Source organism: Pseudarthrobacter humi (genome assembly GCF_024294965.1).
GTDB classification, from domain to species: Bacteria; Actinomycetota; Actinomycetes; order Actinomycetales; family Micrococcaceae; genus Arthrobacter; species Arthrobacter humi.
In genome coordinates this window covers 32,650-45,921 of sequence record NZ_JANCLV010000010.1, presented here as the reverse complement: position 1 = coordinate 45,921, position 13,272 = coordinate 32,650, and the positions used below count along the sequence as shown (strand labels likewise).

Annotated in this window: 15 protein-coding genes; 2 read left to right on the top strand and 13 right to left on the bottom strand. The window is 64.8% G+C overall.

What is annotated here, in order from left to right:
- Positions 1-9: 9 nt before the first annotated feature.
- The 3 genes from mmsB to NFC73_RS14465 are packed head-to-tail and all read right to left on the bottom strand — an operon-like array spanning position 10 to position 3,498.
- Positions 10-924, bottom strand: a complete 915-nt coding sequence (gene mmsB, locus NFC73_RS14475; RefSeq protein ID WP_254751310.1) for a 3-hydroxyisobutyrate dehydrogenase — start codon at positions 922-924, stop codon at positions 10-12.
- Positions 917-1,999 carry an enoyl-CoA hydratase/isomerase family protein gene (locus NFC73_RS14470; protein ID WP_254751308.1) on the bottom strand — a complete coding sequence of 361 codons (1,083 nt, stop codon included), beginning with the start codon at positions 1,997-1,999 and terminating at the stop codon, positions 917-919. The genes mmsB and NFC73_RS14470 overlap by 8 nt, the downstream gene beginning before the upstream one ends.
- Positions 1,999-3,498, bottom strand: a complete 1,500-nt coding sequence (locus NFC73_RS14465; protein ID WP_254751306.1) for a CoA-acylating methylmalonate-semialdehyde dehydrogenase — start codon at positions 3,496-3,498, stop codon at positions 1,999-2,001. The genes NFC73_RS14470 and NFC73_RS14465 overlap by 1 nt, the downstream gene beginning before the upstream one ends.
- Before the next feature lie 274 nt (positions 3,499-3,772).
- Between NFC73_RS14465 and NFC73_RS14460 the strand changes: the two genes are divergently transcribed.
- Both NFC73_RS14460 and NFC73_RS14455 read left to right on the top strand, forming a co-directional pair.
- The gene (locus NFC73_RS14460) at positions 3,773-4,579 is read left to right on the top strand and encodes an exodeoxyribonuclease III (RefSeq protein WP_254751305.1); all 807 of its coding nucleotides are present in this window, start codon (positions 3,773-3,775) and stop codon (positions 4,577-4,579) included.
- Between the two features lie 34 nt (positions 4,580-4,613).
- Positions 4,614-5,618, top strand: coding sequence for a DUF8083 family protein (locus NFC73_RS14455; protein ID WP_254751303.1), 1,005 nt, complete (start codon positions 4,614-4,616; stop codon positions 5,616-5,618).
- A 63-nt stretch (positions 5,619-5,681) separates the two neighbouring features.
- Here the strand turns inward: NFC73_RS14455 and NFC73_RS14450 are convergent, their stop codons facing one another.
- The 10 genes from NFC73_RS14450 to NFC73_RS14405 all read right to left on the bottom strand — a co-directional run bounded on the left by NFC73_RS14450 (position 5,682) and on the right by NFC73_RS14405 (position 13,210).
- Positions 5,682-6,734, bottom strand: a complete 1,053-nt coding sequence (locus NFC73_RS14450) for a LacI family DNA-binding transcriptional regulator (protein ID WP_254751301.1) — start codon at positions 6,732-6,734, stop codon at positions 5,682-5,684.
- Between the two features lie 115 nt (positions 6,735-6,849).
- Positions 6,850-7,827 carry a carbohydrate ABC transporter permease gene (locus NFC73_RS14445; RefSeq protein WP_254751299.1) on the bottom strand — a complete coding sequence of 326 codons (978 nt, stop codon included), beginning with the start codon at positions 7,825-7,827 and terminating at the stop codon, positions 6,850-6,852.
- Positions 7,824-8,789, bottom strand: a complete 966-nt coding sequence (locus NFC73_RS14440; protein WP_254751297.1) for a carbohydrate ABC transporter permease — start codon at positions 8,787-8,789, stop codon at positions 7,824-7,826. The genes NFC73_RS14445 and NFC73_RS14440 overlap by 4 nt, the downstream gene beginning before the upstream one ends.
- A 93-nt stretch (positions 8,790-8,882) precedes the next feature.
- On the bottom strand, positions 8,883-10,220 hold the full coding sequence (locus NFC73_RS14435) for an ABC transporter substrate-binding protein (RefSeq protein ID WP_254751295.1): 1,338 nt from the start codon (positions 10,218-10,220) through the stop codon (positions 8,883-8,885).
- Positions 10,221-10,526: 306 nt separating this feature from the next.
- Positions 10,527-10,799, bottom strand: coding sequence for a hypothetical protein (locus NFC73_RS14430; protein ID WP_254751293.1), 273 nt, complete (start codon positions 10,797-10,799; stop codon positions 10,527-10,529).
- Positions 10,800-10,904: 105 nt separating this feature from the next.
- Positions 10,905-11,516 carry a hypothetical protein gene (locus tag NFC73_RS14425; protein ID WP_254751291.1) on the bottom strand — a complete coding sequence of 204 codons (612 nt, stop codon included), beginning with the start codon at positions 11,514-11,516 and terminating at the stop codon, positions 10,905-10,907.
- Positions 11,513-12,082, bottom strand: a complete 570-nt coding sequence (locus NFC73_RS14420; protein ID WP_254751426.1) for a DUF6286 domain-containing protein — start codon at positions 12,080-12,082, stop codon at positions 11,513-11,515. The genes NFC73_RS14425 and NFC73_RS14420 overlap by 4 nt, the downstream gene beginning before the upstream one ends.
- A gap of 74 nt (positions 12,083-12,156) precedes the next feature.
- Positions 12,157-12,534: a hypothetical protein gene (locus NFC73_RS14415; RefSeq protein WP_254751289.1), complete on the bottom strand. Its 378-nt coding sequence runs from the start codon at positions 12,532-12,534 to the stop codon at positions 12,157-12,159.
- Positions 12,531-12,722, bottom strand: coding sequence for a hypothetical protein (locus tag NFC73_RS14410; RefSeq protein ID WP_111907359.1), 192 nt, complete (start codon positions 12,720-12,722; stop codon positions 12,531-12,533). Before NFC73_RS14410 ends, NFC73_RS14415 begins: the two co-directional genes overlap by 4 nt.
- Positions 12,719-13,210, bottom strand: a complete 492-nt coding sequence (locus tag NFC73_RS14405) for an Asp23/Gls24 family envelope stress response protein (RefSeq protein WP_254751287.1) — start codon at positions 13,208-13,210, stop codon at positions 12,719-12,721. The genes NFC73_RS14410 and NFC73_RS14405 overlap by 4 nt, the downstream gene beginning before the upstream one ends.
- Between the last annotated feature and the right edge of the window lie 62 nt (positions 13,211-13,272).

The window sequence follows — 13,272 nt, the reverse complement described above, 5'->3', positions numbered from 1 at the left end:
CAGGTGCTGCTAGTGCTGTGATTTGTCGCGGATATCGGTGATGATTCCGGAGAAGTCCCGGCCGGCTCCGCCTTCAGCGGCAAACGTATCGTAGATTTCCGAGGCGAGCGGTCCCAGCCGGGCCGCCACCCCGGTACTTTCCAGCGCATTCAGCGCCAGCCGCAGGTCCTTCGCCATCAGCGCCCCCGCGAAGCCCGGCTGGTAGTCGCGGTTGGCGGGGCTGGTGGGGACCGGTCCGGGCACGGGGCAGTTGGTGGTCAGGGCCCAGCATTGCCCGGAGGCGTTGGAGGCGACGTCGAACAGCGCCTGGTGCGTCAGGCCCAGCTTCTCGCCCAGCACAAAGGCTTCGCTGACCGCGATCATGGAGACCCCCAGGATGAGGTTGTTACAGATCTTCGCGGCCTGGCCGCCGCCGTGCCCGCCGCAGTGGACCACCCGTTTTCCCATCACCTCAAGCAGCGGCCGGACCGCCTCGAAGTCCTCTGTTTCGCCGCCCACCATAAAGGTCAGCGTGCCGGCTTCCGCACCCACCACACCGCCGGAGACCGGGGCGTCCACGGCACGGTGGCCGGCCGCAATGGCGAGCGCGGAGGCTTCCCGCGCCTCGTCAACGTTGATGGTGGAGCAGTCCAGGAACATGGTCCCCGGCGTGGCCTCGGCCAGCAGGCCCGGCTGTCCCTCCGCGCCGCGGTAAGCGTCCAGCACGTGCTGTCCGCTGGGGAACATGGTCAGCACCACGTCGGCACCGGCGATGGCGTCCAGCGGGCTGGCCACCGTGGGGACGCCGTGTGTTTGGGCGGCTTCCAAGGCGGCGGGGACCACGTCGAAGCCCGCCACGGTGTAGCCGGCACGGACCAGGTTCACTGCCATGGGCCCACCCATGTGGCCCAGGCCCAGGAAAGCGACGGTGGTTTGTTCAGGCATTGTCCGGCTCCTTTGTGTGCAGGTTGAGTTCCCGGTCCCCCAGCGGCGCGAAGAACCGTTCTACGTCTGCCGCGTGCACCTCGTGCAGCGTGGCCGGCTTCCAGTGCGGATCGCGGTCCTTGTCCACCACCTGTGCCCGGATCCCTTCGCGGAAGTCGGGCGCCACCAGGAACCGAAGCCCCACGCGGTACTCCTGCGCCAGCGCCTCGTCCAACGTCAGTCCCTTGGCCCGGCGGAGGGACTCCAGGGCCACCTTCACAGCCGTAGGCGACTTCGCCTCGATGGTGCCGGCAGCCTCCGCCGCTACGGCCGCAGGCTCCCCGCCCGACGCGCCGGCCGAGACCTCATCCAGCGTCCGCAGCCGCCGGACAATGTCCTCCACATCATCGCTGGCATAGGAGGCATCGATCCAGTCGCGCTGCGCCTCCAGCCCGGAGGGCGGCGGGCTCTGGGCAAAACGTACGACGGCGGCTTCCGCACTTTCGTGTTCGAGCGCGGCCGCCAGCTCCGGCAGGCTCCCCGACGGGACAAAGTGGTCCGCGAGGCCCAGGAACAGCGCATCCGCCCCGGTCAGGTGGGCTCCGGTCAGCGCGGCATGGGTGCCGGTCTCCCCGGGTGACCTCGCCAGCAGCCAGGTCCCGCCGACGTCGGGCACAAACCCGATGGTGGTCTCCGGCATTCCCGTCCGGGTCCGTTCGGTGACCACCCGCACGGAGCCGTGCGCGGAGATTCCCACGCCGCCGCCCAGCACCAGGCCGTCCATAAAGGCCACATAGGGCTTGGGGTAGGCGGCAATCAGGGCGTTCAGCCGGTATTCGTTCTGCCAGAAGTCAGCAGTTTCCGCACCGCCGCCGAGGATGTCCCGGTAGATCGCAACAATGTCGCCCCCGGCGCAGAGGCCACGCTCACCGGCGCCGCGCACCAGGACGGTGGCCACGCCGTCGTCGTCCGCCCAGGCGGTGAGCTGCGCCAGCATGGCGTCCACCATGCCGGCGTTCAGGGCGTTGACGGCCTTGGGCCGGTTGAGCGTGATGACGCCCAGGTGTCCGCGCTTCTCGAACAGAACCTCCGTCATCAGCTGCCTTCCGGCATGATGAAGCTGGCGCCCTGGCGGATCCCGGACGGCCAGCGCGTGGTGACCGTTTTGGTCTTGGTGTAGAAACGGAACGCATCGGCGCCGTGCTGGTTCAGGTCGCCGAAGCCGGACGCTTTCCAGCCGCCAAACGTGTAGTACGCAATCGGAACCGGAATGGGGACGTTGATGCCCACCATGCCCACCTCCACCCGGCTGGCGAAGTCCCGGGCGGCGTCGCCGTCGCGGGTGAAGATGGCCACGCCGTTGCCGAATTCGTGCTCGGAGCACAGCCGGAGGGCTTCGTCGTAATCGGCGGCGCGGAGCACGCTGAGGACGGGGCCGAAGATTTCCTCCTGGTAGATCTTCATGTCTTTGGTGACGTGGTCGAAGAGCGTGGGGCCTACCCAGAAGCCGTCGTTATAGCCTTCCACCGTGAGGCCGCGCCCGTCGGCCAGCAGGGTGGCACCCTCGTCCACGCCGGACTGGATGTAGCCCTCGATCCGTTCCTTGGCACTCGCCGCCACCACGGGCCCGAAGTCCGAGTCCTTGTCCAGGCTGTGGCCCACCCGCAGGTGCTTCACGCGCTCTGTCAGCTTGGATACCAATGCGTCCGCAGTTTTCTCCCCCACCGGGACGGCCACGGAAATGGCCATGCAGCGCTCGCCCGCGGAACCGAATCCGGCGCCGATCAGGGCATCGGCGGCCATGTCCAGATCCGCGTCCGGCATGATCACCATGTGGTTCTTGGCCCCGCCAAAGCACTGGGCGCGCTTTCCGTGGGCGGCCGCGGTGGCGTAGATGTACCGGGCGATGGGCGTTGAACCCACAAAGCCGATGGCCTTCACGCGGGGATCTTCCAGCAGCGCGTCAACGGCTTCCTTATCCCCGTTGACCACGTTGAACACACCGTCCGGCAACCCGGCCTCGGTGAACAGTTCGGCCAGGCGCAGCGGAACCGAGGGGTCCCGCTCGGAGGGCTTGAGGATGAAGGCGTTGCCGGCGGCGAGGGCCGGGCCGGACTTCCACAGGGGGATCATGGCCGGGAAATTGAACGGGGTGATGCCCGCGACCACCCCGAGTGGCTGGCGCAGCGAGTGGACGTCGATGCCTGCACCGGCGTCGTCGGAGAACTCGCCTTTGAGCAGGTGGGGGGCGCCCGCCGCGAACTCCACCACTTCAATGCCGCGCTGGATATCGCCCTTGGAATCGGCGAAGGTCTTCCCGTGTTCGGAGGAGAGCAGCGTGGCCAGTTCGTCCATATTCTCGTTGACGAGGTCAACAAACTTCAGCAGGATCCGGCCGCGGCGCTGCGGGTTCATGGCACCCCACTGGACCTGCGCCTTCTCGGCGGCGGCCACCACGTTCCGGACCTCCTCCCCGCTGGCCAGGGGCAGGCGCGCCTGCACTTGGCCCGTGCAGGGGTCAAAAACGTCACTGAAGCGGCCGGAGGTCCCGGTCACCCGCTGGCCGTCTACGTAATGGGATAGTTCGCGCACCATGATGGAATGCTCCTTCGCATGTGATCCAGGTCATCTCTGCAAGCGAATATACTCGGACTTCCTACTAAATTCCAGACTGCCCCAAAACCCTCGTGGCACACGCTGCCGCCGTGGCCGGTATTGGTTGCGGCACACCGTCCCGGGCCACTTTGACGTCGATCTGGACCCTCGAAACGCGATTCGACGGCGTGTCCGCGCCATAGTGCCCCGTCTTCGCAGGCACGTTCCGGCCACGGCAACGCCTCCGGGCAACAAGTTCGGTAAGTTAGGGACTGTGAAGATTGCTACCTGGAATGTGAACTCCCTCCGTGCCCGCGCCGACCGTGTGGAGGCCTGGCTGCAGCGCAGCGATTGCGACGTCCTGGCCATCCAGGAGACCAAATGCAAGGACGAAAACTTCCCCTGGGAACTGTTCGAACGCATGGGCTATGAGGTGGCCCACTTCGGTGTGAACCAGTGGAACGGCGTGGCCATCGCATCCCGGGTAGGCCTGGAAGACGTCGAGCGCACCTTTCTGGACCAGCCTCCGTTCGGGAAAGAAGGCAAGGACCCCGTCCAGGAAGCCCGCGCCATGGCCGCGACCTGCGGCGGCGTCCGGGTCTGGAGCCTCTACGTGCCCAACGGCCGCTCCCTGGACGACGAACACATGCCGTACAAGATCAAGTGGCTTGAATCCCTGAAGACCCACGCCCAGGGCCTGGTGACCGCCGACCCGACAGCTCAGGTAGCCCTCATGGGCGACTGGAACATTGCGCCGTTCGACGAGGACGTCTGGGACATCGACCTTTTCGTCAATAACAGGTACACCCATGTCAGCCCGCCGGAACGCGCTGCGTTCCACGCCTTTGAAGAGGCCGGATTCAAGGACGTGGCACGCGAGTACACGCCCGGTCCCGGCGTGTACACGTACTGGGATTACACCCAGCTGCGCTTCCCCAAGAAGGAGGGCATGCGCATTGACTTTGTCCTTGGCTCCCCCGCGTTGGCGGCCCGCGTCACGGGCGCGTCGATCGACCGCGAGGAACGCAAGGGCAAGGGCGCCTCGGACCACGCCCCCGTTCTGGTGGAACTGGCTGACTGATGGCTGCGGCCGGGGCCCAGGAAGGGAGACTGTAATGACGGGAAACCTCTACCGGGGTCAGGCCGGGCTGCCGTTCTCCTCCACCCTGCGCGTCTACGAACCGCTGGAAGCCTTCCCGGAAGGACAGCGGGAGGCCATCAGGACCGCCGGTGCCCGTACAGCCTCGCGGGCCGCCGTCGAAAACGCCGAACTGCTGGCCTCGCTGGGCCGGATCACCCGCTCCGGCGGGGACCCCTTCCCCACCGGGCGGACGGACCTGGTCCGGGTCACCAGCATTCCCGGTGTACCCCCCGGGCGGACCCCGCAGCCAGGAACGTCCGACGCCGGTGCTGCCGCTGGCCCGGGTGACGCTGCCGAGCCAGGCTTGGGTACCGGGACAGGCACCGGTTCCGGCCTTGGGCCTGACGCAGGGGTCGACAGTGGGCGTGACGCTGGGTCCGGGCGCGTCCTGCTGTACTGCCCCAGCCAGCTGGTCCTGCGGGCCGGCCTCGCAGCCAATGCCCTCATGGAAGGCATCCACGGCCCGCTGGCCGAAATGCTGATTCCGGAAGAGCAGCGGGACAAGCACCAGGAACGCATTGACCAGGTCAAAGCCCGTGACGGCGCCATCCGTGTGCATACCCGCGCCTCCACGTGGGGCATCCCCTTCAGCTGGTTCTCACTTTTTATGGAAGGCGACCACAAGGACGTGGTGGAATCGGGCGGGCGCATCCTCACCGTCAGGGTGTGGGCTCCCATCACCGAAGCCATGGAGCGGGCACGGTACGCCGTGGCCCACCTGGCGCTGGCGGCCCCGGACCTGGACATGCTGGACGACCTCGCGCAGCTGACCGAATGGCTGGAGCTGTTCCACGTCAATTCCATGGTGGAACTCGACTACGGCGCCGTGGCGGACAAGGTGTACCCGGACGAGTCGCCCATGGACATCCGGCTGGGCATCGAATGCCTGGCGGAGGGCGACATGACGGGCGCCGCGGCGGCCTACCGCAGGCTGGCTTCCCGCTGGATTCCCATCCGGCAGCTCGCCCGCGCATCCTGAACCCGGCGTCCTGAACCCGGCGTCCTAGCCGCGGCATCCCGGCCCATGCCACGCCGCGACGCCTCAGGAAGGAGGCGGCGCCGTCGTACGCCTGATGATGAGCTGGTGGGGCGCGACGGCGGATCGGACCGCCCCGACCGTGCCGTCCAGTTCGTCGATGAGCATCTTGGTAGCCAGCTCGGCCTGTTCGTCGGGACGTTGTCCCACGGTGGTCAGGCCCATCGCGTCGGCGAAATCGTGGTCATCGATCCCCACCACCGAGAGGTCCTCAGGGACCCGTACGCCCACGCGTGCTGCTTCGAAGATGACTCCCATGGCCATTTCGTCGGAGGCGCAAAAGATGGCGGTCGGCTTCGGGCCGGGCTGGGCCCAGAGGCGCCGGAATGCCTCTTGGCCGCTGCGGACCGTGAAATCGCCCCATTCGTCCCACTCGGGGCGGGTGGGCAGCCCCGCTCCTGCCATAACGTCCTTGAAAGCCAGGATCCGCACGCGGGGAACGTCGAAGTTAAGGTCCGTTTCGTCGTCGCCGTGCAGGAGGGCAATGTCCCGGTGGCCGAGGTCGATCAGGTGCCGTACGGCGGTGGACGCTGCGGCGTAGTCGTCGATGCCGACGTACGCGCATTCTTCCACGTGGCCGCCCACCACGATCAGCGGTATATCAATCTTTTGGAGATGGTCCAGTTCCTCATGGCTGAGCGCCATACAAAGGACAAGCAGGGCGTCAATCTGTTTGTAAACCATGGTCTTGCTGAACAGGCGTTCCCGGTTGCTGCCGTGTCCGCCCAGGTTGAAGAGGGAAAGATTGTAGTGGCGGGCGTGAAGTTCTCGGTCCGCGCCCTCGATGGCCTTGGAGAAGAACCAGCGGCTCACGAACGGTGCCAGGACGCCAATGGTCTTGGTGCGGCCGGTGGCCAAACCTGACGCCGACGACGACGCCACATAACCCAAAGCACCCGCCACCTCGAGGATCTTCTCCCTGGTGGCGGGCGAAACCCTGGGAAGCCCGCGCACGGCCCGGGAAACGGTGGCGGTGGAGACGCCCGCCGCTGCTGCCACGTCCTCAATGCTGACGCCGCTGTGGCCACCCCGTTGAGACCTCTCAGCCATGCGTGCCACCGTTTCCCCTCATGGGTTCAAACCTAATTTCCGCTATGCAGTTGCCCCCAAGCCATGCTAGGTTGCGGGCCGCCCGACGTCACAGTGTTACCTGCCTGCCTCCCCTTGCGTGCGGTCAGCCCTTGAGGCCGCCGGCCAGGAGGCCACGGACAAAGTAGCGCTGCAGGCCGAAGAACACAGCCAGCGGCACAATGATCGACACGAACGCGGCCGCAGGGTTCAGGTAGTCCCTGTTGCCACGGGTACCCGAGATCTCAGCGAGCCGTTGGGTGATGGGCGCTACGTCCGCTGTTCCACCGGAGAACACCAGGGCCACGAGCAGGTCATTCCAGACCCACAGGAACTGGAAGATGGCCAGCGACGCCAAAGCCGGCACCGACAACGGCAGGATGATCCGCCAGAAAATGGTGGTGTGGCCCGCCCCGTCCACCTTCGCGGCCTCGATGACTTCGCCCGGGATCTCCGAGATGAAGTTATGCAGCAGGAAGATACCCAACGGGAGCCCGAACATCGTGTGGGCGATCCAGAGCTGGGTATAGGACCCCGGCGGAATCTGAAGCACCTGGGTGAACAGCGTCAGCAGCGGAATGAGGGCCATCTGCAGCGGGATGATCTGCAGCGCGAACACAATGATGAACGCCCATTCGCGCCCCCTGAAGTTGCCCCATGCGAACATGTAGGCCGCCATGGAAGCGAGCACCAGGACAAAGACGGTTACCGGGATAACGATCGCCAGGGAGTTAACGAAGTATTGCGAAAGGTTTGCCGACTGCGATCCCGCCGCTGCCGTGACGTCGACGTAATTCTTGAAGGTGAAATCCCAGTCCGTAAAAAAGTTCCACCAGCCATCCGAACGCGGGCCCACCTGCTTGGCCGCCGGACGGATCGAGGACACCAGCAGACCGAACGTGGGCACTGTCCAGATCGTCGCAATGATCACGGCGGCCGCGGTGGCCCATCGTGAGGTCAGCTTGGTCTTGACCCGCCGCATGATCGGCTCGGACTCCTCCGGCGTCGCGGGACGGCCCTTGTCTTTGCGTGACTGGGTCCGGGAAGTGTTGGCCGCCTCATCCGGCGCTGGCATGACGGTCATCGGATTTCCCTTTGCTGACGGAGTACGCGGGCGTTGTAGACCACGATTGGCAGGACGAGGAGGAACAGGATGAGGGCAAGTGCTGCGCCCCTGCCCGGTTCGCCGGCGCGGAAGGCCTGCGTATACATCTCGTTGGCGACCACTGAGGTGTCGTAGTTGCCCGCCGTCATGGTGCGGACAATGTCGAAGACCTTGAGCGTCGCGATGGTGATCGTTGTCAGCACCACCACCAAGGCCCCCCGAATGCCTGGAACGGTCACGTTTCGGAACTGCTCCCAGGCATTGGCGCCATCGAGGCGCGCTGCCTCAACCAGTTCCATCGGAACGCCCTTGATGGCAGCAGAGAGGATCACCATGGCAAAGCCTGTTTGGATCCAAACCATCACGATGATGAGGAAGATAGTGTTTTCCGGGGCATCCAGGAGGAACTGCTTGGGATCCATTCCCAGCATGACGCGCACGGCGTTGATAACGCCTGTTTGTTCGATGCCGGGGCCGCGGTAGTCGTAGACGAGCTTCCAGATAATACCGGCGCCCACGAATGAGATGGCCATTGGCATAAAGACCAGGGCCTTAAGCACTTTTTCGCCACGGGCCTTGTCAATGAATACAGCGTAAGCGAGGCCGAAACCGGTGGAGAGGAACGGTACCAGCACCGTCCAAATAACGGTGTTGCGCAGCGTCACCAGCGCCTCGGGCTGCGTGAACATCCAGACGAAGTTATCGACTCCGTTTGGTTGTCCGGAGGCATTCGTGAATGCCAGGATCGACGTCTGCACGGCTGGATACACCAGGCCGACCAGCATCAGGATTGCCGCCGGCGCCAAAAAGCCAGCGATCGTCAGTTTGTCTTTAACTGATTTGGGAGCCCTGTCCACAATCAGCATAATCAGCCCAATTAGCGCGGCAAAAACCGCCAAAGCGATAAAAACTTGAAGAAACTTTCCTCCAAGAAACTCCATTGCCCAACCTCCGTGGTGTGCGTGGATCAATTCGTTCGGGATCGACACCGCGCCCTTGGGACTTTAAGTCCCAAGGGCGCGGTGCGAAGGAGGTCAGCTCTTGGGCCAGCTGCCTTCGATGCTGTCGGCAACCTGCTGGGCAGGGGTGCCATTGATCCAGGCGACAATGCCCTTCCAGAAGGAGTTCGAGCCTACTGCGCCCGGCATCAGGTCAGAGCCGTCGAAGCGGAAGACCGTCTTGGGATCCTGCAGCAGGGCGATCGACTGCTTGTCGAGTTCCGTCTGGGCGCTGGCCGGGTCCAGTCCCTTGTTGGCGCTGATCGCCCCACCGAGCTTGACGCGGTTGTTCGCGAAGTCGGCACTGGCCATGTAGGTCAGGAAAGCCTGGACCTCCGGGGTGTCCTTGTAAGCGCCCACCATCTCGCCGCCGCCGGTGATGGCTTGGCCCTTGCTGGCGTCAATGGGCGGTGCCATGAAGGCCCACACATCGCCGTCAGGGGCAACAGCGGTGCCTTCCGGCCAGTTGGCTGCCTGGAAGTTGGCCTGGTGGTGCATGGCGCACTGGCCATCCAGGACAGGCTGGCCTGCCTGAGCGAAGCCCGTGGTCAGGATTGAACGAACGTCGCCAAATCCGCCGTTGACATACTTGGAGTCAAGGAGGATCTCGCCGGTCTTGTTAAACGCATCCACGATCTTGGGATCATTGAATGGAATGGCGTGCGTGACCCACTGGTCATAGACTTCGGGGCCCTGGGCGCGAAGGACTACGTCCTCCACCCAGTCAGTGCCCGGCCAGCCGGTGGCCTCGCCGGACTCAAAGCCCGCACACCACGGTTTCATGGCGCCGTCATCTGCGATCTTCTTGGATAGCGTCATCATCTCATCCCAGGTCTTGGGAACTTGCCAGCCCTTGTCCTTGAACGTCTTCGGGGCGTACCAGATGTAGCCCTTGACGTTTGCCAGCATCGGCGCGGTGTAGAAAACGCCATCAACCGTGCCGTACTTCTTCCAGTCAACGGACCAGTTCTTGTCCACCAGGTCCGAGACCGCCTTGGGCGCCGGCTTCAGGTTCCCGGCCTTGGCCTGATCGGCCATAAGTCCCGGCTGGGGGAAGATCGCGACGTCCGGGGCGTTTCCGGCCTTCGCCCTGACGCCGATCTGGGTCTCGAATTCCTTGCTGCCCTCGTACTTGATGGTGGCTCCGGTGCAGTCCTCAAAGGGCTTGAACGCGGTTTCCAGGTTCGTGGCTTCCGTGTCCACGATGGTGGAGTAGACGGAGACGGTCTTCCCGTCGAGCTTGCCGTAGCTCGAGTAGGCGGAGCAATCGCTAGTGGTGGTGGTGCCGCCCCCGCCGCCGGAACTGCATGCAGCCAGTGACAGGGCCAGAATTCCGGTGGCAGCAACCGGAAGCAGGTATTTGCGGTTTTTCATGCTGAGGACTCCTCGGTGAGTTACAGAACTTCAACAGGTGAGACTAAGGTGACCGACATCTTCACGTGGTATGAATCACACACTAATCAGGCCCCGGCAAGGAATGCAAGCGTTTACACGCGGTTGTGTCCGAAAGGATATCTTGGCCCTGTCAACAGGAGTTTGGACGCTTCAGTGATGTTTCCGGGACCGTGAGACGGCTTCGACATGCGACTATGCCCACAAAGGGCACACAAGAGAAGGGCGCCGCGCTCCCCGGGGAGCGCGGCGCCCTTTAGGCATCGTGGGGCATACCCATGGTTGGGCCTACTTGCCGCCCTTGAACAGACCGGCGATCTTCGCCCCGAAGCCCTTCACGTTCTCGGTCACGCTGCCTGCCAGTTCCTTGGCGTTTTCAGCAACATTGCCAGCGAGTTCCTTGGCATTCTCAGCCACGTCGCCGTCGAGGAACTCCTTGACGTTTTCTGCAGCTTCGCCCGCGAATTCCTTCACGTTCTCCACAGCGTCGCCAGCGAATTCCTTGGCCTTTTCTGCCGCGCCTTCGTTTACCGCTCCGCTGCCAGTTACTTGCTCGCTCATGGTGTTCCCCTTGATTCCCCGGATATTCGATCCGGACAGTGGTGGTGGCCCGTTGCCAGGCGATGTCCGCCGGCATCGGCACGAACAGATGTCCCCCGGATCACACTAACGGACACGCTCAGCCCGGCTGAACCGTGTCCTGGCCCCGGCACCAATGTGAATCAGAACGGGTGTCTGTTTTCCCACCACTTGGTCCAAGGCGTCCACCAGGGCGGAGACCTCGGCCGCAAGGAGATGCGGCGCCACGCCCTGGCGCGGCTGGAGCCGGATTTTCAGGGCAGGACTGCCCTGGACATCGTATGTTGCCACCGTCGCACCCGCCAGATCGGGCCGTTCAGCCAAGGCGTGCTTCAACGCCTGTTCCGCTACTCCACCGCTGATCCGGACATCCCCGGCTACTGTCCCGGGATCGTACTCGGCCACCAGCAAATTGGTCCGGCCTTTGCCCTGCTGCGCGATCCAGGCGACCATCAGGCCGATCAGAACCACCAGTGCAAGCGCCATCACAATCCAGAGCCAGCTTTCCGGACGTCCCGGAAAGCGGGTATTGTCGAAGGCCTGGTTAACGCTGCGCCAGGCCGATCCGGACCAGCCATGCCACCAGGTTCCCACGGGCGGAACCGTGGCCAGCAGGACGAGCAGGATGCCCACGGCGAGCAGCTTGAGTCCGAGGATGCCCAGCAGGATCCTGTTCAGGAGCGAGGGTGTGGCCGTCATGCTCCAATCACTCCTACGGTGGAAATGTTGACGCGGACGTCAGGCAGCGGGACCAGTGACATCCCGCTGAGTTCGTCCTGGACCGCGGCCAGCACTGCCGCTTCGGCCACGGGAACCCCTGAGGTGGGGCGCACGTTAACGATGATCTGCCGCCGGGACACCACCACCATGACCTGTTCCGGGGTGACATTGGCGGCGAGCCGGGCGCTGCGCGCCAGGGCGGAGGCGATGACCTCGTCATCGACCACCACTGCGGACGAAGCTCCGGTGCCGCTCAGCACGTGCCGGGCGCGTCTTCCCGGCAGGATCGCGTTGAGCAGGAAAAACAGTCCCACCATCGCTACCACGGCGCCGCTGGCACCGAGCAGCAACGGCGGGATACCCGCCGGAAGTGCCACGATGCGCTCCGCCGCCAACTGTGGTTCGATCAGCCAAGCCGGCTGTCCGATGGCGTGCACGGCCGCTTCGAGAAGACCGTAGCCGGCCAGTCCCATTACCAGGACGGCCGCCACTGTTGCCACCGCTGCCCGGGTGGAATGGGTTTCCCGGTAAAGGACCCTGCGCATGTCAGGTTGCGGTTGGGCCCGGGCGCGGCTTGTTGGCCTCGAATCCGCCAGGTCCCCGTCCACTGTTCCGCGGCTCACTGGACCCTGCCTCCCTCGATCGGCTTAACGCCGCTGATACGGATATCCACCCTGCTCAGACGGGCACCGCTGAGGGCCGTGACCGTCGAAAGGATCCTGGCTTTGGCATCAACCGTCCGGTCCCAAATGGAACCGCCGAATGCGGCGACCCGGCCTGCGTCCCTGAGCACGGTGGCCAGCGGGGGGATCCTGATAGGTGACACCAGCGACAAAGCCAGCAGGCCGTCGTCGTCCGTCCAGTCCGCCCGGACATCATGGGGATCCACACCGAGGGCTTCCGCGGCCGCCGTCCTGGCAAGGCTGGTCAGGGCCTGCGTACTGATGCGGTTGTGGCCGCTCAGGACCCTGCCCTGGATCGGTGCCGCTGACGTCATGACGAGGAGCGCCGGCCGATGATGGCGTCCAGGACGCCGCGCAGGTCCAGTTTTCCTTCCGCAGCGCGGCCCAGGAGGGCGCCGATGGCCATAAAGAGGAGCGAGACCAGGAAGCCCCACAGCCCGAACTGGAAGGACATAAACGCCACGAAGGCGCCCATGGCGATACCCACAACGGTCAGATTCACAGCAGTGCCTCCCTCTCGGCGACGGCAGGGGCTCCGACCTTCGCCGGCGGCGCCACGTAGACATCGGTTATTTCGACGTTCACTTCAATGACCTGCAGGCCGACGAGTTCCTCGACCGCGCGGTAAACGGCTGATCTGACCTGATCGGCCAGCGAATGCAGGGGCGTGCCGTAGGAGGCCACCAGGCTGATGTCCACTGCCACCTGCGTCTCGCCGACCTCGGCGCGGACACCGGCCGCATGGTCCGAACTGCCGACGGCGTCCCGGATGGCTCCCAGCGCACGCGACGGAGCCGAGCCCAAGGAATAGACACCGGGCACGGCACGGGCAGCGATGCCGGCAACTTTTGCCACGGCGGTCTCAGCGATCACGGTGCGGCCATGCCCGGGTACGGGCGCCGGGCTGGCGGCGTGGTGGCTGGCAGCAGGCTGGCCGGCAGCATGCTGGCGCTCGACGCCCGCATCGGGTTGTGGGTTCTGGTATTCCATCAGACACTTCCCCTTCTGTTGTTCCCAACCCTATCCCCTGCGTGTGGGAACGCACGGGAATC